This window comes from Rossellomorea sp. NS-SX7, assembly GCF_052828565.1.
Genome location: NZ_CM128249.1, coordinates 1,846,423 through 1,868,405, shown reverse-complemented (window position 1 = coordinate 1,868,405; position 21,983 = coordinate 1,846,423). Strand labels below are relative to the sequence as shown.

At 39.8% G+C, this 21,983-nt stretch carries 28 protein-coding genes; 6 read left to right on the top strand and 22 right to left on the bottom strand.

From position 1 onward, the window contains the following. Positions 1–187: 187 nt before the first annotated feature. Positions 188–613, top strand: coding sequence for a hypothetical protein (locus ACUXV2_RS09210; protein ID WP_446246712.1), 426 nt, complete (start codon positions 188–190; stop codon positions 611–613). 132 nt (positions 614–745) lie between these two features. Further along, positions 746–1,570 (top strand): STAS domain-containing protein, encoded by an 825-nt coding sequence (locus ACUXV2_RS09205; protein ID WP_446246711.1) that lies wholly within the window; start codon positions 746–748, stop codon positions 1,568–1,570. 161 nt (positions 1,571–1,731) lie between these two features. Here ACUXV2_RS09205 and ACUXV2_RS09200 read toward each other — a convergent pair whose 3' ends face one another. The 5 genes from ACUXV2_RS09200 to ACUXV2_RS09180 all read right to left on the bottom strand — a co-directional run bounded on the left by ACUXV2_RS09200 (position 1,732) and on the right by ACUXV2_RS09180 (position 5,532). After that, entirely contained in the window at positions 1,732–2,394 is a 663-nt protein-coding gene (locus ACUXV2_RS09200; RefSeq protein ID WP_446246710.1) for a tubby C-terminal domain-like protein, read from the bottom strand. A gap of 171 nt (positions 2,395–2,565) precedes the next feature. Further along, positions 2,566–3,408, bottom strand: a complete 843-nt coding sequence (locus tag ACUXV2_RS09195) for an alpha/beta fold hydrolase (protein ID WP_446246709.1) — start codon at positions 3,406–3,408, stop codon at positions 2,566–2,568. A 21-nt stretch (positions 3,409–3,429) separates the two neighbouring features. Beyond that, a complete protein-coding gene (locus tag ACUXV2_RS09190) occupies positions 3,430–4,314 on the bottom strand; it encodes a TIGR01777 family oxidoreductase (protein ID WP_446246708.1) in 885 nt (294 codons plus the stop codon). Between the two features lie 192 nt (positions 4,315–4,506). Then, positions 4,507–5,055 carry an N-acetyltransferase family protein gene (locus ACUXV2_RS09185; protein WP_446246707.1) on the bottom strand — a complete coding sequence of 183 codons (549 nt, stop codon included), beginning with the start codon at positions 5,053–5,055 and terminating at the stop codon, positions 4,507–4,509. 207 nt (positions 5,056–5,262) lie between these two features. Then, positions 5,263–5,532 (bottom strand): helix-turn-helix transcriptional regulator, encoded by a 270-nt coding sequence (locus ACUXV2_RS09180; protein WP_446246706.1) that lies wholly within the window; start codon positions 5,530–5,532, stop codon positions 5,263–5,265. A 307-nt stretch (positions 5,533–5,839) separates the two neighbouring features. On the opposite strand from ACUXV2_RS09180, the gene ACUXV2_RS09175 reads away from it, so the two are divergent. Further along, a complete protein-coding gene (locus tag ACUXV2_RS09175; protein ID WP_446246705.1) occupies positions 5,840–6,364 on the top strand; it encodes a GNAT family N-acetyltransferase in 525 nt (174 codons plus the stop codon). Positions 6,365–6,514: 150 nt separating this feature from the next. Here ACUXV2_RS09175 and ACUXV2_RS09170 read toward each other — a convergent pair whose 3' ends face one another. From ACUXV2_RS09170 to ACUXV2_RS09120, 11 genes are all read right to left on the bottom strand, one after another. Then, positions 6,515–6,829 (bottom strand): DUF3892 domain-containing protein, encoded by a 315-nt coding sequence (locus ACUXV2_RS09170; protein ID WP_446246704.1) that lies wholly within the window; start codon positions 6,827–6,829, stop codon positions 6,515–6,517. 112 nt (positions 6,830–6,941) lie between these two features. Further along, positions 6,942–7,700, bottom strand: coding sequence for a GNAT family N-acetyltransferase (locus ACUXV2_RS09165; protein ID WP_446246703.1), 759 nt, complete (start codon positions 7,698–7,700; stop codon positions 6,942–6,944). Positions 7,701–7,811: 111 nt separating this feature from the next. After that, on the bottom strand, positions 7,812–8,651 hold the full coding sequence (locus tag ACUXV2_RS09160) for an STAS domain-containing protein (protein ID WP_446246702.1): 840 nt from the start codon (positions 8,649–8,651) through the stop codon (positions 7,812–7,814). A gap of 530 nt (positions 8,652–9,181) precedes the next feature. After that, on the bottom strand, positions 9,182–10,009 hold the full coding sequence (locus ACUXV2_RS09155; RefSeq protein WP_446246701.1) for a DUF4037 domain-containing protein: 828 nt from the start codon (positions 10,007–10,009) through the stop codon (positions 9,182–9,184). A gap of 99 nt (positions 10,010–10,108) precedes the next feature. Further along, a complete protein-coding gene (locus tag ACUXV2_RS09150; protein WP_446246700.1) occupies positions 10,109–10,873 on the bottom strand; it encodes a phosphotransferase in 765 nt (254 codons plus the stop codon). A gap of 104 nt (positions 10,874–10,977) precedes the next feature. Then, positions 10,978–11,778 carry a protein phosphatase 2C domain-containing protein gene (locus tag ACUXV2_RS09145; RefSeq protein ID WP_446246699.1) on the bottom strand — a complete coding sequence of 267 codons (801 nt, stop codon included), beginning with the start codon at positions 11,776–11,778 and terminating at the stop codon, positions 10,978–10,980. Further along, positions 11,771–13,048, bottom strand: coding sequence for a neutral/alkaline non-lysosomal ceramidase N-terminal domain-containing protein (locus tag ACUXV2_RS09140; RefSeq protein WP_446246698.1), 1,278 nt, complete (start codon positions 13,046–13,048; stop codon positions 11,771–11,773). The genes ACUXV2_RS09145 and ACUXV2_RS09140 overlap by 8 nt, the downstream gene beginning before the upstream one ends. Positions 13,049–13,123: 75 nt before the next feature. Then, the gene (locus ACUXV2_RS09135) at positions 13,124–13,621 is read right to left on the bottom strand and encodes an N-acetyltransferase family protein (protein ID WP_446246697.1); all 498 of its coding nucleotides are present in this window, start codon (positions 13,619–13,621) and stop codon (positions 13,124–13,126) included. 150 nt (positions 13,622–13,771) lie between these two features. Then, positions 13,772–14,254 (bottom strand): NUDIX hydrolase, encoded by a 483-nt coding sequence (locus ACUXV2_RS09130; protein WP_446246696.1) that lies wholly within the window; start codon positions 14,252–14,254, stop codon positions 13,772–13,774. A gap of 25 nt (positions 14,255–14,279) precedes the next feature. After that, entirely contained in the window at positions 14,280–14,822 is a 543-nt protein-coding gene (locus ACUXV2_RS09125; protein ID WP_446246695.1) for a DUF4269 domain-containing protein, read from the bottom strand. Positions 14,823–15,188: 366 nt separating this feature from the next. After that, positions 15,189–15,605, bottom strand: coding sequence for a VOC family protein (locus ACUXV2_RS09120; protein WP_446246694.1), 417 nt, complete (start codon positions 15,603–15,605; stop codon positions 15,189–15,191). Positions 15,606–15,779: 174 nt separating this feature from the next. On the opposite strand from ACUXV2_RS09120, the gene ACUXV2_RS09115 reads away from it, so the two are divergent. Both ACUXV2_RS09115 and ACUXV2_RS09110 read left to right on the top strand, forming a co-directional pair. Next, positions 15,780–16,820, top strand: coding sequence for an ArsR/SmtB family transcription factor (locus ACUXV2_RS09115; protein WP_446246693.1), 1,041 nt, complete (start codon positions 15,780–15,782; stop codon positions 16,818–16,820). Further along, a complete protein-coding gene (locus ACUXV2_RS09110) occupies positions 16,817–18,037 on the top strand; it encodes an MFS transporter (protein ID WP_446246692.1) in 1,221 nt (406 codons plus the stop codon). Before ACUXV2_RS09115 ends, ACUXV2_RS09110 begins: the two co-directional genes overlap by 4 nt. A gap of 24 nt (positions 18,038–18,061) precedes the next feature. Here ACUXV2_RS09110 and ACUXV2_RS09105 read toward each other — a convergent pair whose 3' ends face one another. Further along, positions 18,062–18,610 (bottom strand): histidine phosphatase family protein, encoded by a 549-nt coding sequence (locus ACUXV2_RS09105; protein WP_446246691.1) that lies wholly within the window; start codon positions 18,608–18,610, stop codon positions 18,062–18,064. 126 nt (positions 18,611–18,736) lie between these two features. On the opposite strand from ACUXV2_RS09105, the gene ACUXV2_RS09100 reads away from it, so the two are divergent. Then, positions 18,737–19,207, top strand: coding sequence for a DinB family protein (locus ACUXV2_RS09100; RefSeq protein WP_446246690.1), 471 nt, complete (start codon positions 18,737–18,739; stop codon positions 19,205–19,207). 49 nt (positions 19,208–19,256) lie between these two features. Here the strand turns inward: ACUXV2_RS09100 and ACUXV2_RS09095 are convergent, their stop codons facing one another. The 5 genes from ACUXV2_RS09095 to ACUXV2_RS09075 form a co-directional block, all read right to left on the bottom strand. Beyond that, positions 19,257–20,222 carry a DUF2268 domain-containing protein gene (locus tag ACUXV2_RS09095; RefSeq protein ID WP_446246689.1) on the bottom strand — a complete coding sequence of 322 codons (966 nt, stop codon included), beginning with the start codon at positions 20,220–20,222 and terminating at the stop codon, positions 19,257–19,259. 140 nt (positions 20,223–20,362) lie between these two features. Then, positions 20,363–20,533, bottom strand: coding sequence for a hypothetical protein (locus ACUXV2_RS09090; protein ID WP_446246688.1), 171 nt, complete (start codon positions 20,531–20,533; stop codon positions 20,363–20,365). A 43-nt stretch (positions 20,534–20,576) separates the two neighbouring features. Continuing rightward, positions 20,577–20,801: a hypothetical protein gene (locus ACUXV2_RS09085; RefSeq protein WP_446246687.1), complete on the bottom strand. Its 225-nt coding sequence runs from the start codon at positions 20,799–20,801 to the stop codon at positions 20,577–20,579. 33 nt (positions 20,802–20,834) lie between these two features. Continuing rightward, positions 20,835–21,374 (bottom strand): GNAT family N-acetyltransferase, encoded by a 540-nt coding sequence (locus tag ACUXV2_RS09080; protein WP_446246686.1) that lies wholly within the window; start codon positions 21,372–21,374, stop codon positions 20,835–20,837. 1 nt (position 21,375) lies between these two features. Then, positions 21,376–21,948 (bottom strand): GNAT family N-acetyltransferase, encoded by a 573-nt coding sequence (locus ACUXV2_RS09075; RefSeq protein WP_446246685.1) that lies wholly within the window; start codon positions 21,946–21,948, stop codon positions 21,376–21,378. Between the last annotated feature and the right edge of the window lie 35 nt (positions 21,949–21,983).

The window sequence follows — 21,983 nt, the reverse complement described above, 5'->3', positions numbered from 1 at the left end:
GAGTATGAACTCAATTTATCCATCACCCAATACATACTAATCATAAAGCACAGAACGGATGTTCGCAACACATTTTTTAGATTATTGTATATTTTTATAAAAATCTATCATTTCAAAGACAATGGTCTATCGATAGAATATTTTTAATAGGTATTAATTAGACAATTAATACCTGGAGGTGCGCTTTATGTTCGGTACCATTGAAGTCATACCCTTGGAAAACCTGATTGGCCATAGCGATCTATTTGGAGACCCTCAAAAGCGGGGTCGATTGAAAGCTGGTTTGGTAAAAAAGATCTGTTTTCGAATATATCAGGATTCATCCTCGATCACCTATGATATTGATGGTGGAATTAAGAAGTATATAAATGTGGAAGACTGTTTGTCCTCTTCTGATATAAAAAGAGATACCCTGTCATTTGAAACCCGATATGAACTGAATGACCATGTAATGATTGAAATTGCCGGCTTGAAACGTGATGCAACAGTGGATTCCATCGAAGTGAATTGGATGAATGATGCGTGTAATGTCAGCTATGGTCTCAGGGACGAAACAAGCACAGTGTATCACGGGATTATGGAAAGTTTATTAGTGAAGTGGAATGAAGATTAAATGTAACAGCACCAAAAAATGGACGCATATTTATTTCAACTCCCTATTTTTAGAAATTTTCAATTCCCTGCAAAAGACGAAATATTCATTTTATGTTACTATATTTTTAAAAGCCGGCAGGAGGAATGATTGTTGTCTATAAATATGGAAAATACGAAAACCAAGGATATTGCCTATGCCATTCTCAGCTTAAAAGAGAAAATGGCAGAACAACGGGCTGTAGATAATCGAGATAATTACTCGAACAAAATCAGTAAAGATTTAAAAGAATGGCGTCATAACCTGATTGATATATATGCTCAATCTATCACGGACGATCTTGAAACCTCATATGAACATTTAAAAAAATGGGGAGAAAAGGCAGTCAATTTATTAATAGACGTAGAGCTTCCACTCGATATTGCAATTGATGAGATTAGAAATTACCGCGATCAAATAGGAAAAATCATCAGGGACGAAGCGGAAAAGCAGCAGCTTTCATATTCAGAGTTTTACTATGTGATTTCGCAATTTAATTCCGTTGTCGACCGTGCCGTTCACTGGCTGAGCGTTTCTTACAGTAAAAAGTATTATTCAACGATCCATGCAGCAGAATCAGTTGCATTGGAACTGTCTGTACCTGTCATCAAAGTCACTGAGACCATCGGGATCCTTCCTTTAGTCGGCGATATTGATACAAAACGTGCCCATGAGTTAATGGATAAAGCCTTGGTAAAAGGTGCACAAATGGAACTGGACCATATCATTTTAGACTTATCAGGGGTTCCTATCATTGATACAATGGTGGCTGATCGAATCTTTAAAGTCATTGATGCTCTTGGCCTTTCAGGCATCAGTGCCACTTTAACCGGAATCAGACCAGAGATTGCCCAAACGATGATTAACTTGGGAATTAACATTTCAAATATCCCCATCTATTCAAGTCTTCATATTGCGATGAAAGCTTTGCAGGATTAATAGAATCGAAAGGGAGTCCCAATATTACGGGACTCCCTTTCTTTGGTGATATCTTTTTCCAGGACAGCACTGCTGCCAATTCTGGAGGAGAGTTTCATGGCAGAAGAAGAACCATCGGGAATCCATTGCAATGCAAGGATGAGCCCGCTCTCCCTTGTTCTTTAGTCATAGTATTTTACAATCTCAAACATACAAGCCAATAAAAGAAGCGGCAGCTCCCCTTCTTTAGAGTCAATGAAAACCTTTCGGGGCGGTAGTTTTCTTTGATAGCTGATTCTGGCAATGTCCACCCCATTTTTTTGGACCTTTATCTCACTTTCTTTAACGTTATTAAAAACGTCGATCATTTCACCTTTATAAGTAAACGACAGGTTTATGTTTGACTTCTTTTCCGACTTGCTTTCAATCGTGAACCTTTCAGCAATTCCGCTGGTAGTAACCTCTGCTTCCCAGCTGCTAAAAAGGAATTTCGTGTGATCATTCACGTTTTGTAATTGGATTTTCAACTTCCCATCACCATTTTCAGCCGTTAAACGGATATTTTTGCGAGGCGATAAGAACGCCCGCAACTGATGGAAAATGCTATTAAAGTTACGTTTTACATAACCGACATAGTTTGTTTTTACATCAATGATTTCTGCAGGTTTGGCCGATGACCTAAACCGATTTTCATAATAGATCGCCCTGCTTGCAAGCTTTCCATCACCGCCGGTCTGCAACCCTTTCTCACTTCTCGTCACCCAATAACCGATTCCAACAAACAATATACATACGATCAATACCATTATATAGAACCATGGGGGGACAATTCCCGATGTAAACATCCGATGACTCCTCCTTCTCCATGTAAATCATTTAATTAAAGGCTTTTGCTTACATATATTTCGTTGAATATGCACCTGCCTTCATCCCAAGCTGCCAGGGTGGAAAAGAGCAGGATCATCAATCCAGTCAAATGTTTAATAAAATTTCTCATCTACCCGCCTCAATGGATTTTAAGATTGTGACAACCATAGCTTCCTAACTTCACCCACTATCAACTCAGGCTTGTCCCAGTGCAGCATGTGTGAAGTTTGAGGGATTTCTTTTACTGTACCGCCGGTCATTTCTTTGAATATCATAGCACATTTACTTCTGTATCCATTCCAGCTTACTGGCAGGGTTGATCGAAGAATGAGGATGTCAGATGGCAACTTTTCATATATTTCTTCTGTTTCAATCTTATGCAATGCTTCTATTACTTGTCTTGCTGTATTACCTGTCGCATGCCAGCGCACTTTGTTATTTTCTTCTTTGCCTAAATCTTTAATGGCGGCATCCAATAGCGGGGACCATCTTTGCACATTTTGTTTTTCAGGGCCAGCGAAGCTTTCCCAATCATCGAAGATATACTCTTCAAAATCTTTTTCATAGTAATTCGCCTCTTCTTCCATCGTTTCATGTCTAAGCCTTTTCAGATAATAGCCTCCATCAATCAGAATATTCCCCTTTACGACATCCGCGAAAGCAGATTGATAGAACAGTGCCAGAGCACTGCCCCATGAATGAGAGAGGATATAATGTTGCCCAATTTCCAATTGATTAAGGGTCTCTCTCATCCATTCTGCTAAGGTTGGGGATTCATAGTCTTCTTTACTTTGGAATGGCTGCGTTCGCCCATGACCTGGTAAATCGATCGCAAAGAGATTGAAATCACTTTGCAGGTCATCGGCAACTTCAATAAAGCTTAAACCCGTGCTTCCAAGGCCGTGAATACATACGATGACAGGCAACCCCCGGTTACCCCATTCAGTAATATGCACCTCCTGATTTCCTTTTTGGATGTAGTATCGAATCATATGAATTCCTCCATGATGGTTTTAAAGAATCTCCTTCAATGCTTTTCCAATTGTCGGATATGTAAAATTGAATCCTTCATTTATCAATCTCTCAGGAAGTACCCATCTACTCTTCAAGATCAATTCAGTTTCTGTGCGAATGAATATTGCGCCAATTTCAAGCATCCATTTGGGAGCAGGAAGACCTGCTTTTTTATTCATTTCATTTCTAAGCGCATCCATTAACTCACGGTTGGTGATTGGATAAGGGGAAGAACAATTGAAAACACCTGAAAGGTCTTCACGCTCTTTTATAAAGAGAATCATTTTGTACAAATCTTCGATATGAATCCAGCTGAACATTTGTGTGCCATCTCCTTGAACGCCGCCAAGTCCAAACTTCACTAAGTTTCTGTACGGGGTCAAGACTCCTCCGTTGCTGCCAAGCACGATTGCGATTCGCAGCGCTGCCTGTCTTGTAAAGGGGAGGTCGAACGAAAAAAACGAGCGTTCCCACTCTTTCGCAACTTCCACAGAGAAACCTGTACCTATTTCCCCACCTTCTTCGGTCATCGGTCTATCTTCAGAGTGCCTATAAATCGTAGCTGTACTTGAATTGATCCATAGCCGTGGAGGGTTTACACATTCTTTTATTGCAGAACCCAGAATTTCAGTGGTTTCTGTCCTAGATAGTAGGATTTCATTTTTGTTCTTTTCATTGTATCTACAATTAACTGATTTACCGGCAAGATTGATCAGGAGGTCTGAACCTTCAAGAGCTCGTATCAATTCTTTGGTGTTATCCCATGTAATGTTGGGATTATTCCGTGATATGATCATCACTTCATAGCCCAAACTACTGAATTGTTCTTCTAAATACTGACCGACGAAACCGGTGCCTCCTGCTAAGACGATTTTCTTTACCATGGATTTCTCTCCTTCCCTTGAGTTCGGAGTTTGTTTGTGAACTAATTCACATTAATTATACCATAACGTTCCAAATTTTCCTTCCCTCATTCAAAGGCCCGTCCCTAGGTTCGATTACGCTTTAGTTAAGCGAGAGACGGGCCTTATAAAGAAGTGCTGTATAGGCAAGGGATGTTATCTTGACTGCGGCTTTTATCTCCTAAGTAAATATGGTATGTTCAGTCTCCAAATCATATGATGAAGTTCTTTTCCCCAATAGTCCTTCATAAAATAATCAGGTTCACCAAATTTCTTTCTCCAGATTGTTTGAGAACGACGGTACCCGCTATCCAGACAAAATTCCTCTACTTCATGATTGTGAAGTGTCAAATACATTTCCTGCAGCAAGCGGTTTCCGATCCCTTTTCTTTGGTAAGCAGGGTGGACAAATACGGTGCCCACCTCGTATAAATGTTGAAATCTTTTGTTCGTACATTTAATGATCAAGGGGCTGGCCGGTCCATGCTCGATGGTTCCTATGATATTGCCTGCCTCTAAGGCAATCAAGAAAAATCGATCTACCCCGCCGCTTTTGAAATCATTTTCCAAATAACATTGTTTTGTTTTGATTTCCTCTTCCAGATCGTAAACCTGACCGCTAATCCCTTCTTTTTTGAACGTATCAGTAATCACGGTCCTGAAAAAACAATGTAATTCATCGATATCATCTGCTTCTGGTCTTCTTATTTGTAAATTCAACATATAGTATCCCCTTAGGTAAAGTAATGTCACAGAATACCAGTGCCAAGATTTTCTAAAGGTACCTGGGGCTGTAGTCTATTTGATATGAAACTGCTATTATAGCTGGACAACTACTATTGTCAAACCACTGTACCCTCTTCAATCAACTCTCACCTCATTCAGTGAGCAGGCTTTCACAAGTAAACCTGGACATATGTAACACCCATTTCATTTATTATCCAATACTCTTGTCAATGCCTTTACGTCCACGCCTAAAGCTTCAAAAATCTTATAGCAAGTTATTTCTGAAACCTTATCTCTTCCGCTTTCTAACCTTTTAATGGTTTGCGTACAAACTCCCGCTTTTAAAGCCAATCTTTCTTGAGTTAGCCTGGACTTGATTCTAAGTAATGTTATGACTCTGCCAGGATGTATCCTTGTTTCTTCAATTAACAAATTGTTTCTAAAGGTTTCACATAGCTGTTTTATTTCATTCACAAGAAGCACCTCCAACAACTGGTAAAAACATCATTTACTTAATATAAAGAAAATTCGTCACACTTTCAATACATTTCTAATCGATCAAAACTTTATCACCCTTTGTACCTGTGTCAGATTTCCTTTAAAGTGTTGATTGTTTCCCCCTTGCAATGGTGATTCGAACTCTAATGTCAGTAATCAAGTCAGCCACTGAATCTCACTCACCCAGTATGAAGACTGGCATTTATTAAAAAGAATTTCCTCTTTCAAATATTATCGTTTACTATTAATTTATACATCCTATTATTAGAAAGGTGCGAGTAACGTGAACTTTACCTTTGAGGTCCTGCCTGAAGACAAAATAGATTGTCTCCGTCAAAGCTGCAATGAATTGATGAAGTTCCAGCAATCCGTTGCCTCAGTTCGACCAGAACTCTTTGATGAAATGAATTTTGAAACACGATTGATTCCATCCATTGAAAAAGCTTTACATAATTTTACGGTAGTGGTTAAAGACGGAGATCAAATAATTGGATACGTATATTCCAATATTTCACCCAAGGAAACATATTCAAATGATTTTGCCACTTTTTTTGATTTGTCATCTGTGAGCAAACCGTATGTAGGATGTCTTTCTCAGTTTTATATCAAAGAAGGTTACAGAGAATATGGAATCGGCTCTAAATTGTTTATGATGTCGATGGATTGGCTAAAACAATTTGATGAAATTGAGGATATCTTTATTTTTGTATCAAACGGAAACAGCAAAGCCCTGGAATTTTATAAGAGGAAAGGTTTTACTATCAGCCACGATATACTTGACGGGTTCATTACCGTTTTGAGGAATTGATCATCACAATCGAATTCTGGAGATACATATTCTCCGGAATACAGGTTAAGTGGCACTATCATCTACCTTCCTATATCTTTGAATGTTTTTTTCAGATCTCAAAAAGAAAAGAAGTCTAAACGATCTACGTTTAGACTTCTTTTCACGCACCTAAAAATGAGGCAGATTATTTAGGTTGTTTTCTTCAATCCCATCAGGTTCACTTCGGATGATGTCCCTTCCATATCGGTGAAAGACATCGACATGGGCAAGCTTACCACTTTTTGCTTCATCGAGCGCTGTCAGGTAATCAAGTTCACGTCCACTTTCTGTTTTAAATGCGATAATATCATCATCCTCATTTTTACGAATGGCAACGATTTTTTCCGCACCAGTATCAGCGGTAAGTGAAGATTCCTGCCGAAGGTGATGGGCACCTGCCTGCTTATACTGTTCATAGACTTGTTCAAAATCTTTTTTTTCCATCGATTACACCTCCCGAACATATGTTTAGTATGTTCGGGAGGTAATATTTTTATGATTGGATTAATGAAAAGGTATGTGAAAGTTCCATGATCAGCATTGCACAAAAATGTTATTACTCTCCAAACACTTTTTGAGCCTGATATTGGAATCCTAAGTATTGATAATTTTGCTTCAAGTACATTTCACGAGGAGTATCTTCTCCGTCAGCTACCAGTATGATGGTTTTGTCATGGAAACGTTCCATCACATATTGTTGTATACAACTACCGATTCCTCGCCTTTGAAACCTTTCGAGTACAAAGAATCCATCTATTTCTGCAGTGTCCCCCTTACTGATGACATCTGCAGCACCTGCAGGTTCTCCTTTGAAATAAGCAAGAAGCTGGACAATTGATGGATCTTTGAATTGTCTCTTTTGAAGCTCGACTTTTTGATCAGCGAATTCTTTACCATATTCAAGGTCCTGATCATATTGCAGAGAAATGAATTTTTCAAAGTCTTGACCTTCAACTTCCTTTACATTTACTTCTTCAAGATTCATTTTCTTTCGGAATTCGCAAGGATCGATGGAATAGAGTTCCATAAATCCTAAACTAAAACCTTCGTCCTTTAAATAAGTATTTAGGTCGCCTGGGATTTGCATATTTGGAGGAAAATAAAATTTTATATGTTTCTGTCCTCTATCATGATGAAATTCTCTTAAATACTTCGCAGCTGACGTAAATTGATCCACGGACGGCATCCTCTTGAATTCTAGGAAATTACTGTCATATCGGATGAGCATCTCGGGATAGTGAACATGTCGATACATGTCATTTTCAAAAATTACGTCTCCAATTGTGTAAATATCCTCAAATGTGATCTCTCTCATCCTTTTGTCCCCTTGCTATTTATGTGTTTTACAAAAATTCCACTAAAAAAATATAGTCGCATTCAAAGGTTTACATAATAATATTATTCTAATATTGGTTTGTTCAGGAGTTTATTTTCCTGGCTCCAGTACCAAATATTCCTTTAACGTCTGCTGCAATGTTCCCTTTGTTAATGCATCCTGTTTAAAGTTGACGCCTGATTGAATGATGTTCCGGACCAAATCCACACGCAATCCGGATAGGACCGCTTCACATCCCATCATGTTTATGCCGCCCAATATCCTTTGCAACTGAACAATGACGTCAATCTCCATATCAGCTACACCGGACATATCAATAATCAAAGTCTGAATCTTTAACTCAGCGATGTTCATTAATATCTTCTCTTCAATGGTTTGTATTCGATACGAATCGATCTTTCCAATAAGAGGGAGTACTGCGATCGAAGAACTGACCGGTATGATAGGCACCGACAGATGTTCAACCAGCTTTCTTTGTGATAACAACTGCTGGTCCTTATAATCGGAATAACTGATGAAGAAATTATTAAGAAAATGGTCTAGGTTATCGTTTATTCTTTTCTCCAGGTCATAAAATCGTTCCAGGTTGATTTCTGATCTCTGCATCTTGTCATATTTATAAAGAAAATGCCATAATGTTCGCCTTATTGCCTGAACCCACTCTAATTTGAATGAAAGAGTAAGAGAGTGCTCCGCCCAAGCGACTCCTTCCACTTTAGCAAACTCCACCAGTTCCTTTTCATGTCCCTCAGCAACATATAATACCATTTTTTCAGCGTTCTTTAGGAGATCTATATTTCCTTTCTCCAATATATCGTTGATTTTACTGCCGACATTGAGTGCTTCTGATAGTAATTTTTCCTGAAAATTTTTCCTGTTTGCCACAATAAATGCAGAAATTTCTTCTTTGTTTTCAAACGTGGTATTCATAGAAAAACTCCCCTTTGAATAATTAGTTTACTTTTCATATTCGCTCTGGAGGGGATAAAAACCTTCAAAAACACACTCAGTTGTTGTCGATTTTTCAGTTCAGCAGGTTAACTGGCTGTTGGTTGTATAAATAGTTATGCACTGCAATGAATGAAGCCAATATGAACATATGTGCCGAACGGTTGCGACGTCTTTTACCAACCATCGATTCTTTAATTAATCATACTTGAGCAAACGATAATAAGTATCCATTTTAATTTGACTGGATATCAATCAGAAAATCTTTAAATGCTGCTAGGATTTATTCCAGATTTGTCATCGACAGCTTACTGACCAATTAAATGACAAAAAATCCTTTTTGGCTGAAGGGGTTTTATCATTGTGTATACACGCATTCTTTGCGTTATGAAACGCCATGGTATTTGCAATTGTTGCTGTTGTTATGAAGCTGCATGTGATGATGCCTGCTGCAATTAATTTTCTTTTCAAGACGATTCCCTCTTTCAATAACCCAATGTTAAGGCCCCTTTTTACTTGAAAAATGCTAATTTTCTTTTCTGCTCACTGCTGATCAAATCAGGGTACCGCTCCTCCACAAGCGCTATTGTTTCCTCAATCAAAAAAGTCAATTCCCTAACACTCTTCTCTGGCTTCCCATATAGAACATCTGCCATTCTGTCATCCAGTTTTTTGGGTTTCACATTCATAAGGGCAACACTATGGTGCATCCATTTGAAAGAAGGATGATGAACAAACATCTGGTTGAGACCGAATAACACACCAAGAATGTTTCTCTGTACATCACAAATGACACTATACAGCATGAGCCAATCCTTTCTGTTTAACAAAGCCTGACGGTTGTCCCACCTGTTCCCAAATTGAAGGTTTTCCAGGATCATCGCCTTCGATAATTCTTCTGGGTATGAACGAAGAGTATTTTTCAATTGATTGATTTTTTCTTCACCAAACAGTGGCTGCCCATAATAAACCGAAGCAGCTATGCATTGTTTATCGTAATCCGTTGTAAAGTTATAGATCACCTCGTTAATCACGCGCTCGACTGTTGCAGTCAGAAAGCTGCTGATTTCAAGCTTAATACCGTCATCGGTATGATAGGCTTCCGACCATTCTTCCTCTTCGTAAGGGTGAAAAGAAAGTATCGATCCATTCACTTTATGTATTGGATCGAGGCGGTCTTCATCGTTTGGCGGTTCGACCCAAAAAATATGAAATTCAATATCCGAATGTTCATCATGCCAGTTCCTGGATACCGAACCAGCTAAAAGGACCGATTCCACCTTTGGATTTTGTTTATATAGCTGTGCCATTTCGAGAGATTTTCGTTTTAAATTGTCCATTTTTATATTCCTCACAAGCTTTATTGTTTCATAGTAAGACTGATTCTTGGAAAATGGAAAGTTGCTGGTGTGGCCATAGCCCTCCTCACCTATCGAATATTAGAAAAACATATAAAGTCCTTCTTCAAAATATTCATATTCTGATTTTGAAATGCGAGACCTCGTGTATCCCTGATAGAAAGCTTCCAAGAAACCATGCTTTCCAATGAATTTACGTATAGCCAATGCTTCATCATAGCGTGGATCACCAATAGTCATTCCGGCAACATCTATGAATAATTCTACTTTTCCATTCACCACAAGCACATTATCGGTTGTGCAGTCTCCATGTATCATGGTTTGCTGAACAGGGTGGGGTTTAGTGGAAATAATCTCTTCTAACAGCTTCAAATCCCCTTCTGCCTGCCCGCTTTCGACATATGATCTTGCAATGGTCAATTGATTATCAAGCCAATCAGAGCCGGTTTCAGACGTAACCGCTTCACTTTCATGAAATTGATTTAGGAACTCTCCAAAACTTCTGATCAGTTTTTTCTTTTCGGAAAGAGAACCCGCCTGTTTCAGTGCAGTTGTGAGGGAAATTCCATCGACATAAGACATGATTAAATGACTTGCCTCCTCTTCCTCGATGAATGCATGATATATGGGGACAAGTGCCTTTTTGTATCGATGATCTTTCAGAACTTTTGCTTCTGAATTTAACCAGCTTCTGTATTTATCCTTGAAGGAGCTTTTGACTATGTATGAATTTTCCGTTGTATCTAAGCGGTGCACCCTAGACGTACAGCCTTGTTCCGGCATCAACTGGATTTCTGTTATTTTTCCTATTTCAGCTTCAATTTCACTTATTAATTCTTGATTCATTGTCAATCACCCATTATTGTTATTGGAATATCATCTTTTGAACGAGAAGGAAGAATGACTATCAGGAAATGCTGTACGGATGAAAAAACATGATCTCCCTGGATTTATTTTTGGTCACTGGGCATAGTGGCAGACTGATTATTCATGACCTTCCAGGTAACGATCGTCGTACTGTCCCTGACTTGATTCTTCTTGATTTGGTGTAAGAGTTTATGCACTCCTTCTTCTACTGAACCTTCACTGAACACTTCCAGGATGTTTAGGGGGTTGTCATATTGTACATTCGAACATTCTGTCAGCCCATCTGTAGTCAAAAATATGTGATTCTCCCCTGATCTTAATTCTTTGATCCCTGTGCTGTAACTTGGAACCTGCTTATTGAATGTACTGTTATTGCCAACCCATTCATAAAAACTTCTGTGATTTTGTTGAAATTCTCCCAGCGCCGACATTTCGGGATGAAATATATGTAGAATACAGTCCCCAATTGAAAGCCACCATAAATAATTTTCTTTTCTGAGTACAAATAAACAGGCAGTTTCTCCTTGTATTTCCCTTGATTTCTCTCTAAAACTGTCACTCTTGAACGTACCTACTAAAAAATCCTGTAACCCTGTAAATGATTCCGGAATGTGTTTATTTATAATACCTTGAACAAATTCTTTATTATTTACGATTGTTTCGAACACAAGCTCGACACTTTCTGCCGAGTCATGACCATCCAGGATGACGGCAAACTCCCATTCTCCAGGTGAGCACCACACAAGGCATCCATCTTCGTTTTTCCTTTGTCCCGCTGATGAATTCCCCCCGAATAAACCGAGCACCAACTCTTGATCGAGGGGGTTCACATGAATTTCGTCAACATAGTTTTTCTGACTCCCTACCCAACTGAAATCAATCATGGATCATTCTCCTTTTGCCTTCATGCAGCTTAATCACTTTATCAACCACAATCTCTGCTGTCGATTCCTCTGGAGGCATCCAAAGTGATGTGAGTGGTCCATAAACGACAGGGTTCAGTTCTACTTCGTAGCCGCCATAAGGATAGGCTGCCTTGATCGGCAGATATCCCAGGTAACCATTCGTATATCCCCCAAAAAAGATAAGTTCGTTCTTAAAATGATTTTTGATCCGTATCGAAGATTCGGAAAACGGTTCCATCGGAATTCCCGTGAACGAGCCCTCATTAATCTGCAAGGAATGGATCTCTAAAGGAATGGTTAATCGTTCTATGCCCTCCCGTTTCATTTGGAGCATTGAAGTTGTCCATTTATCAGTATTGACTCCCCACTCTGCCGCCGCACGATCAGCCATTGGCAATATGGCTTCAGGTATCGGTTTCAACTCCATTGTATGATTGATTGACTTCATTTTTAAATTGAAAATGGGTTGGTAGTTGATGTCGTTCACCATTTTAATAACATGTTTGCTCAACTCATCTGCCATTTTTTCCACTGCCTCGTCGGACCCTCTAAAGCGTGCATTTATGTTTCCGGCTGCACCTTGGACAATGATGGCATGGCCTCCAAACTCTTTTTCAAGAATTTCCCTGCTGCGTCCCGGATAATCAGCGGACAGACGATGACTGTCTGCCATCAGGACATTCGGGTGGGCCGTACAAAAAACGATGATGGCCTGATATGCGCCTGAATAAGGATGATTTAAAGAAAGAATTCCAATTCGATCGTCCACTGCTCCTTCCGGATTCGTTCCCATTTTTACCTTTCCCCCGGATGTCTTTTCTCTTCGGTTGACCCCTATGTTGCCGTTGGTCACATTCCAGCCAATCGTCGTTGGATGCATCTCTTCATTGGCATCTAATGCTGCACGCACTGCTTTTTCGATTAACCCTTCTTTATAGGACCTTACACGTTCATGATCACTTGCCGTTGCAGGACCGGAATGTGTATGTGAAAAAACCACCATGACCTGTTCTACGGTAACGTTTAACGCGGTTGCTATCCGTTGCCGGATGCAGTTCGTGTCTTCGACCAGCATCCCTATATTATCAACGCTGACAAGTACAGCCTTGCTTCCTCCATTCTCAAATACAAGTGCAGTCGCATAAATCTTCTCATCAATATTTTGGATACCATATGGTCTGTGATATCCGATAAAATCAATCCCTAAAGGTGGTGTAATATCCACCTTCGAAATCCCTGCTTTGCTCATGACAATTCCTCTCCCTGCGCCTGCGCCCCGTACCCTTCACCACAGTAAAGCTTCGACGGACGGGTATTCAGCTGCTTAAAGCATTTTGGACATATAGTATTCATCATGGAATTCTCCATTGATGATCAGTGAATTACGCTTAGTACCTTCCATTTCAAATCCGCACTTTTGGTAGAGTGCTATACCTGGAGTGTTTCGGGTGACCGCTGTCAATTCCAGCCGTGAGATTCCACAGCTCCGTGCCCATTCCTCCACCTTTTGGAATAGTGCAGTTCCCACACCCTGCCCCCTGAATTGCTTCAAGATACCGATGACAAGATAGGCTGAATGCCTTGTCCTATTTACGGACCCGCGAATCACCATCATGTAACCTATTAATCTGCCATCTTTCTCTGCAGACAAAATCACACCATTATTCCGTGTTTGAATTCGTTCTATCATCATTCTTTGCTGTTCTATGGAAGTGAGGCGTTCACCAGGATCCATGAGCATGAATTCTGAGTGGCTTTCAACTTCCTTGATTAAGTTTATTAATTTCTCTGCATCTTCTGTATGTACTTCTCTGATTATCATGTTATCACTTCCGTATTGTAATCGATGGACTATCTTGTAAACTCTATGATATGACAGTCATTCATATCTCAATGTAGATAAGTACCGCATCTCTGTCACATATATCTGCCTCTTGATTTAGGTATCCTTCTTCGCGATAATAGAATCACTTTACACAGACCTTTTCACCTTCAATTCAAAAAAAGGCTTAGTCACATATTCCATATAATTGATCTTTCCTTTGAAATCCAAAAAGGCTTGATAACGGGTACGAATTGCAGGGGATTCAACAAATTCCAAAACCTTGTCTTTTTCCACCCACCTGCTATCGGTCGTTTCATCAGATACTCCAAGCTCCCCGCCTGTGTATTCACAAATAAAGTCAAACATCACCTTGGTAGGAACTTCTGTCTCACCATCATGCCAAATATACTTTCCGGTGTTGGAGTAAACTCCTATCATTTGAGAAACGGCTACATCGACTCCACTCTCTTCTTTTATCTCTCTCATTAACGCATCGGTCAGGTTTTCTCCTGCTTCTACTTGTCCACCAGGAATTTCCCATCCTCTATGAACCGTTTTTACCAGCAGAATATTTCCTTTCTTGTCTTCGACAATTCCTCCGACTGCCACAATATGTGTAGGCATTTCCATTTTATTTCCCCCCTGAATCTTCTATTTATATGATTCCTTCCTCTATTCCATATCGGATTAATCCCTCAAAGGGATCTCCGCTGATATCCAGAAGTTCACAAAATGCCTCTTCTGTTTTACTTCCTGCCATTTTAAGGTCAATGACCTTTTTCCTCAGTTCAGGTCTGCTCTCCAAAACGGCGCCTTCAATCACCATATGTAGAAATGCGTTTTGTTCTGTAACGGGATGTGACTGGCCAAATAACTCAAATTCAAAGTCAAGAAACGTAAAATTTGCTTTGACGATCTGAGATCCCTTGATGACCTTCCGCTTCATCCTGAAATGTTCTTTCCCTTTATATAAACGGTGCAGCTCTTTTTCGAAGAGATGGAAATCTTCCACTTCCATAATAATGTCCAGGTCAGAAGTGGCTATATCGATTCCAATTGGAATCGTCCCGCAGACAAGCGGATGAAATCGGTGTAATTCATTCAGCACATTCAACGTTTGAATGGCTTCGTATGCTGCTTGCTGTTTTGAATTTCCATTCTTCATCTTCTCATAATAATCATCAATTTCACGTTTCATCCCATTACCTCCGCTGGAAATTCATTAGCCATTTATATATAGATTCCATTTATTGAGCAGGACCATCCCAACTTCAACTGAATGATGAAAGATTTTAAATATTATAAACTTATATTAACATAAATTTCCTTTCGGTGTTTAATCAGTCAATTTCAGTTATCTCATTTAAGAAAAAAATTAAAAGCGATTACTGGCCATCGTAATCGCTCTCTTTTGCTTATTTCATTTATTCCCATTTTCCATTACCAATCTACAACCCTGTGGCTGAAAGCCAAGCTCTTCTGCTGCTGGCTTTTCAACCTTTTTCCTTTGAAAATAACGCAGCTAAAAAAGGACCTGTTAATTGGTCCATCTCTTTGTACTAACCTATTCCCTGATCGTCATCTCTTTATAAGCCGGACTCAACTCGCTCCATACATCAAACTTATTACCATCGGGATCGGTGAAGACAAAGTTTCGGCCCGCATGTCCCCTGTCTTCAATATCTCCAACAATCATTCCTTTATCAGTAAATTCTTTTTGAAGGGAATGCAATGCTTCCAGACCATCCACTTCAAACGTCATCGAAAACCTCAGGTCTTCATTATGATCTAGAAAATTCGCCGTTTGTCCTTCTTTTGCCTTCACGAGGAACAGGCTATGATTGGCCAGATTAAGTATAGCTTTCTCCTCGTCTTTATAATTCACTACAGCATCCAGGTTTGCCGCATACCACCCTGCGGCACGCTCTACATCACTTACCGGGATATAAGTTGTTCCCACTCTGATTAGTTTCTCATTCATTTCATTTCCTCCTTTTACTTCAGTAACGATTTCTTCAAGCAACAGTGGAATCCCTTTTGTTTTGGATATATTTTCAAAATAAACTTATTCGAATTTGATATTCGAAATATATTGAATTTATGGCCGCGTTGGTATAACCTAAGTTCAAAGATCAATTCCAAAAGGAGGAATAACATGAAGTATTATTCTCCCCAATCCACAGAAGCAGTTTCGCTTAAAGTGGAATCGTCGCTTGTTTGGGAAGTCATTTTAGGCATAGCGGCATATACACATTCCCAGCTGCGACATACATTTGATTTTAACGAGCAATGGAATAAAGACAGTCAGTCGATGCCTTCTGTTCTGAAAGCTCATTTGAGCAGAATAGAAGAAACCAACCTATGGTACGCCTTGCTTATGCTCCAGAATCGCTTTACTTCACAAACGATTCGAGATTTTTCGAATTCTATGAATCAATTGACCTCAGAGCAATTTTATGAATCTGTTCTGCCTTATAAGAATAGGGAATGTGAAGACATGAGAAAATCCCTTTCCGGCAACATGCAAAATATTGAACTTCTTCGTACGTATAGTGCCCAGTTTAAAGACCATGACTTTCTATTTGGTTATATACAAAACCTTTCTACATGTAACTTGGAGGAAGTGCGTGAATGTTTGGTTAGTACAATGCAGGAATGGTTCGACTGGATCAGTCAAAAAGAAGAATGGGACAAATGGCTTAAAGCCTTAAAGTACGAATCAAATCTGCACGCATCATTGGATGAAACAAGTCCGATCGAAGAAATAGAACGCATTACCGAAGGAATATACTATGTGCCAGAGCCGTCCATTTGGACAATCAAGTTGATCCCCCATGTTTCCTACAGGCCATGGGTATTGGAACAACGCTCCTCTGAAACGAAACTCTTCTTTTACCCAATTAAAGAAGAATACTTGTTCGAACCGGGGGTACCCGGACAGGATCTGATTAATGGACATAAAGCGCTTGGAGACGAGACCCGCTTGAAATTACTATACGAACTTGTGAGAGGTCCTCTATCCCTCCAGGAAATTAGCGGCCGATTCAACCTATCCAAGACGACCGTCCATCACCAGCTATCCCTTTTAAAAGCTGCAAAATTCGTCAAGACGGAAAAGGGTATATATTCTGCAAATGAATCGCAGATACATTCATTAACGAGTAAACTTGATCAATTTCTGGGAAGAAGATCATGAAAGCATATTCCAGAGGCTTCAAAGCATTATGGGTCGGGGAAATCATTTCGGAGTTCGCAGGCGCTGCCGGAGGGATCATTAACGGGTTGTTGTTGTATGAAATCACCGGCTCAAAGGAATGGATGGGTGCCCTTTGGCTTATCTATTTCACCCCGTCACTGATTTTACAAAGTGTTAGCGCACCGTTCTTGAACCATGTCGTAAAAGAGAAGTTGTTAAAGAACATGCAGTTGGCAAGGTCGATCGCCTATCTGTTGCCTTTATTAGGATATACAATCGGTAATGATAAAGCGGCAATCATCGGTCTTATCACCCTTCAATGCATGCTCGGTTTGCTGCAGCCGATATATGCAACCCTTTCTTTTTCAATCATTCCTGAGCTGTGTAAGAAAGAAGAGCTGGTAAATGCCAACGGTTTATTGGATGGGACACTGCGAATAATGAGCTTTCTTGCACCGGGGGTCACTTCTTTATTCCTACTGGTCATACCTATCCATTTTATCTATGTATTTTCTTCCTTTTTATTTTTATTGAGTTATTTTTCACTGGCACGAATCAAGGTGCCCCATCAAATGAAGGGGACAATATGGACAAGGAAATTTTGGTGGTCGGAATTGAAAGAAGGATACAAGAGTTTCTTCAATATACCGGTTCTTGTGCGGTTGACGTTCCTTTCCTCCCTCGTTCAATTCGCCGTGGGGGCAGCGATGGTCTTAAGTGTACCTTTTATTAGAAGCGAACTTAACGGCCAACACTGGGAATATGCCATCTTCGCAGGTTCCTTCCCAGTCGGATATGCGATTGGCACCCTTTTACTAAGGAAATTACAATGTACATCTGTTCTTATGTATATAGGATTGATAGGAGGAGGTTTATCATTCTCACTTCTCTATTTGGTAGATTCCGTTTACCTGGCTTGGCTCTGTGAGTTGTTCGGCGGTATCATGTTCCCATTTTTCAACGTTCAAAGTGCGGCCATTTTCCAGCAGTACGCACCTCGTGATCGACTCTCGCAATTAAGCTCTGTTCGATTGCTTTTCCTTCGTATAACCATGCCACTTGGAATCCTATTCGCTTCGGTCACCATACTGGAGATAAGGCACATCTTGTTAATCATAGGCTGCTGCATCTTCGTTCCAGGGATTTATCACCTCATCAGATCACTTATGCAGTCTGAAGAGCTGCATGAAATAGATAGAAACATTCATAATGTATAAAAAGACGGTATCAACCGTCTTTTCTTATTTCTCTCCACTGCGTTTTCCTGCAAACTCATATTTCTTGTAATCACCGTTGTTTGAGGAAAATCTCAAGATATTCTGATCTTCGGGTATACCTTCAAAATAAGCCCCGATACCGCCTGTTGTGCATCTGTGCCCGGATAACAAGATATTCACTTCTTTTTCGCCATACTCCTGTTCCAGCTCACTGACAAATCTGAATACCCTATCGATATAATCTTGGATATCTTCCATTCCCCTATATACATCTCTGTCTGGAAGAATCCCATTCAGCTGGACTTCATGCTTCCTTAATCCGTCAGCTTCCCCTAAATCGAATACATCCAACCGCGGATCTATGATTGGTTGCATACCCGTTATCAATTTCGCAGTCTGTATGGCTCTATCCTGCGGAGAAGAAAACACATAGTCGAATGTGATCTCTTTGAATTGCTCTCTTAAACTCTCCGCTTGCTTGCATCCTTCTTCATTTAAAGGCAATCCGTTCCTTCCCTGCAGCCTGCCTTCTTTGTTTTGATCCGTCTGCCCATGCCTGACTACGTATAGCATTCAGGACACCTCCTATTTTGAGTATGATATTGATTTATTGTAAGATTAGTATAGTATATAATATATGGAAAATAAAGGATTTCAATTTCCTTCTAACATTAATAATAGAAATGGAGAACCATGTATATGATCAATCTATTTTCATACAATTGGCAAGTCAGGGATGAGTGGTTTGAATGGTGCAAGCACGTTCCGGATCAAGAATTAATGAAAGATAGAGTCGGCGGGATGGGCAGCATCTTGCATAACTTGCTCCATATGATTAATTGCGAACGGATTTGGATCAGTCAAATGGAGGGTTCACCTCTTTCAAAGAAAGATTTTAGTGAGTCCACAACTCTTGAAGAGGTCATCGTTTTTTCGAATGAAACGAAAAAGTACACAGAGCAATTTTTGACTTCCCTTGAGCATGAACGAACAGATAAATTGTTAACGATTACCTCGAGAAAAGGCACCGTTTATAAACTCCCATATAAAAAGGTTCTCCTCCATATCATCACTCACGAAGTACATCATGCAGGACAATTATCAGTATGGTCGAGGGAAATCGATCGGAAACCCGTATCATCTGATCTAATTTTCAGAGAGTGGCAATAAACGAAGAGCATTGAATCCACCAGGGATTCAATGCTCTTCGTTTATATTTCTATTCGGTTAATAACTGTCTATACTCACTTCCATGAAGGATGTCCTCAGGCTCAAGCATTGTCCATTCCTCAACCGAAGTTTCTGGATGTGCATGAAGATAACTTTGTAAGATGCTGAACCCAATCCTGTAATTAGACCACATCGGCAGCCCTTTTGAAGGCTTTCCCCCAAAGAACTCATAATAGATCGATAGATCATATGAGTCCAGATTCTTATGCAACTCAGCGAGTACAGTCTCCTCCGAGCCCTGGGGTAATGGCTCTGTCCATTTTGCCCGATAGTCAGGATAGACAATCCTGGCAAATGAATCCGCCTTTCCTTCATTGAGGGTCATACCTATTAGTGTTTCCATCTTCATCCCATTCATTTCCATGTTTATGGCGTGATGATATTCGTGGGCAGCTGTGTACTTCAGGGCATTTTCTGTAAAGGAAGGATGAATTTGAAGTAAAATAACTTCTTCACTAAATGTTACACCTGATATCCCTTCCATCTTTTCTGGAACAACGGTTAACTCAGGATTGCTGGGAAGCAAAAAGATCACCTTGTCACTTCCTGAAAGGTGTTCAGTGGATTTAATCAGTGAAGCTTTGATAGATTCATTGATGAGCTGCTGATTCCCCAGAAGCTCAACAGTGTTTTTTTCGAGCTTTTCCACTTCCTTCGTCGGAAAAAAATAATCAAAATAATAGGTGCCTGCATCTTTATTCATGTTGTCCAATTTTTCTTGGAAAGGCTTTAGCACATCTTCATAGTACAAATCTTTTGTGTTCAAGGAAGCATCCCCTTTTGCCGTACTTGTATAGTTCAATACTTCTTCAAATAGAGGAATGATGTAAAAAGTCTGCCCGTTATGGGTAAATTCTGTAGTGGATTGTGAAGGAATTTTCCCCTCTTCGATATCTTCCAGAGTAGTAGTTTTTGAACAGCTGATCAAACTGGAAATAAGTATAATTAGTAACATGATATATAATCGCCTTATGATACACATCCCCTTTTCAAAGTATTTACTCTATATACGAACATACTTTCAAAAAGTTCCATTTATTGTATTTTTTAACTAATAAAAAATAGTTCAAGTTGTAATCCTCAACTTGAACTGCATCAATTTAATGAAAATATCCATTTAGCAATGATAAACGCAAATAAGATGACCGCAACAATGATGATATCTTTGGATGACGATTTATATTTTTCCTTACTCCTTAATTTCTGTCTGTATTCATGCTGTATTTTGAACTGATTCCTTTTATTCCTCCCGGGTTTCACAATCATGCTCCCCCCTTTTAAAAAGCTTATGTACGGAGAGGTTGTTTCATTATAGGGGAGAAGCTCTATTCCGTATCTTTACGATTAAAATAATGATCAGTAAGACAATAGTGATCATAGAAAACAAAATGGCACCTAATAAACTTATGATGGACAGGGATGTCCAGCGGTCCATTTCGTCAGGCGCCGCAAAATGACCAGCCAGTGCCATGGATATCAGGCAGCAAAGCATCAGTGCAAAAGAAAGAATATGATACTTGTAATGTATAATCATCATTCCTCCAAGAAAAATATTTAGGCTGCAGCGTTAATTGAAAAACTCATTCTTAAGTATGCTCATCCTGATACGATCAACATATCCGCCATTCCTGAATCGATCCTGTCGCAATATTCCTTCATCAACATAGCCAAGTCGTTTATAGGACTTGATTGCCTTTTCGTTATCCGTTTCAACACGCAACCATATTTTATTCATTCCGAGCTCATTAAAACCGAACTTCAGCATCTCATACATGGCAGCTTGTCCGTAACCCCTTCCCCAATAAGCTTTATTACCTATCGCGATACCAAGCTCTGCATGCTTATTGATTCTGTCGATATTCTTTAAGTCAATCCAGCCGATATGGACGCCTTCTTCTGTAAGAATGGCTTTCTGTTCATACCCGTTTGATCGGTTGATGCACATGCCAATCCACTCCGAAGTTTCATCTCGTGTAAAAGGGGGATAGGTATCCGGCATGTTCAAGTGCTTGGTAACTTCAGGATCCAGGCACCACTGATACCGGTCACCTGCATCTTCCATCTTTAAGTCTCTCAATCTCACTTTTGGCAGTACAGCATTAGACATTTTATGTACTCCTTGTCGGCATTCGGTCATTATATTCATTCTCCAGAACACTATATACGGCAGAATCGCGCCAGCCGCTTTTAATCAAGAGGTTTTCACGAAGAACCCCTTCTTTTTTCATTCCGATCTTCTCCAGCACTCTGGAAGATGCGATATTAGCAGGATCACAGGTTGCTTGTATCCGATGCATTTGAAAGTGTTTGAATCCTATTTCAATCATTAATTTAGCCGCTTCGGACGCAATGCCTTTCCCCCATAGGTCCGGATGCACAATATAGCCAATTTCACCATTATTATGTTGAAAATCATGAATATTGAATTCTGCAGCACCAATCAGACGGTTATCATCATTCATTACAATTGCAAACAAGTAGCGGGTTCTCGGGTCTTTTGCTGTATCAATCACTACGTCCCTGATGAACGACTTCGTTTCTTCCGCCGAATTCGGACCCCAGGGCTGATATTGACAGACAACTTCCAACGATGCGTAATCGTGAACCTCTTCCCAATCGGTTTCCTTCATTTCTCGTAATCTCAATCGCTCTGTTGAGAGCAAATGTTCAGGAATCTTCATGATATCTCCCTCACTTTGTCTAATTGGGACAATGA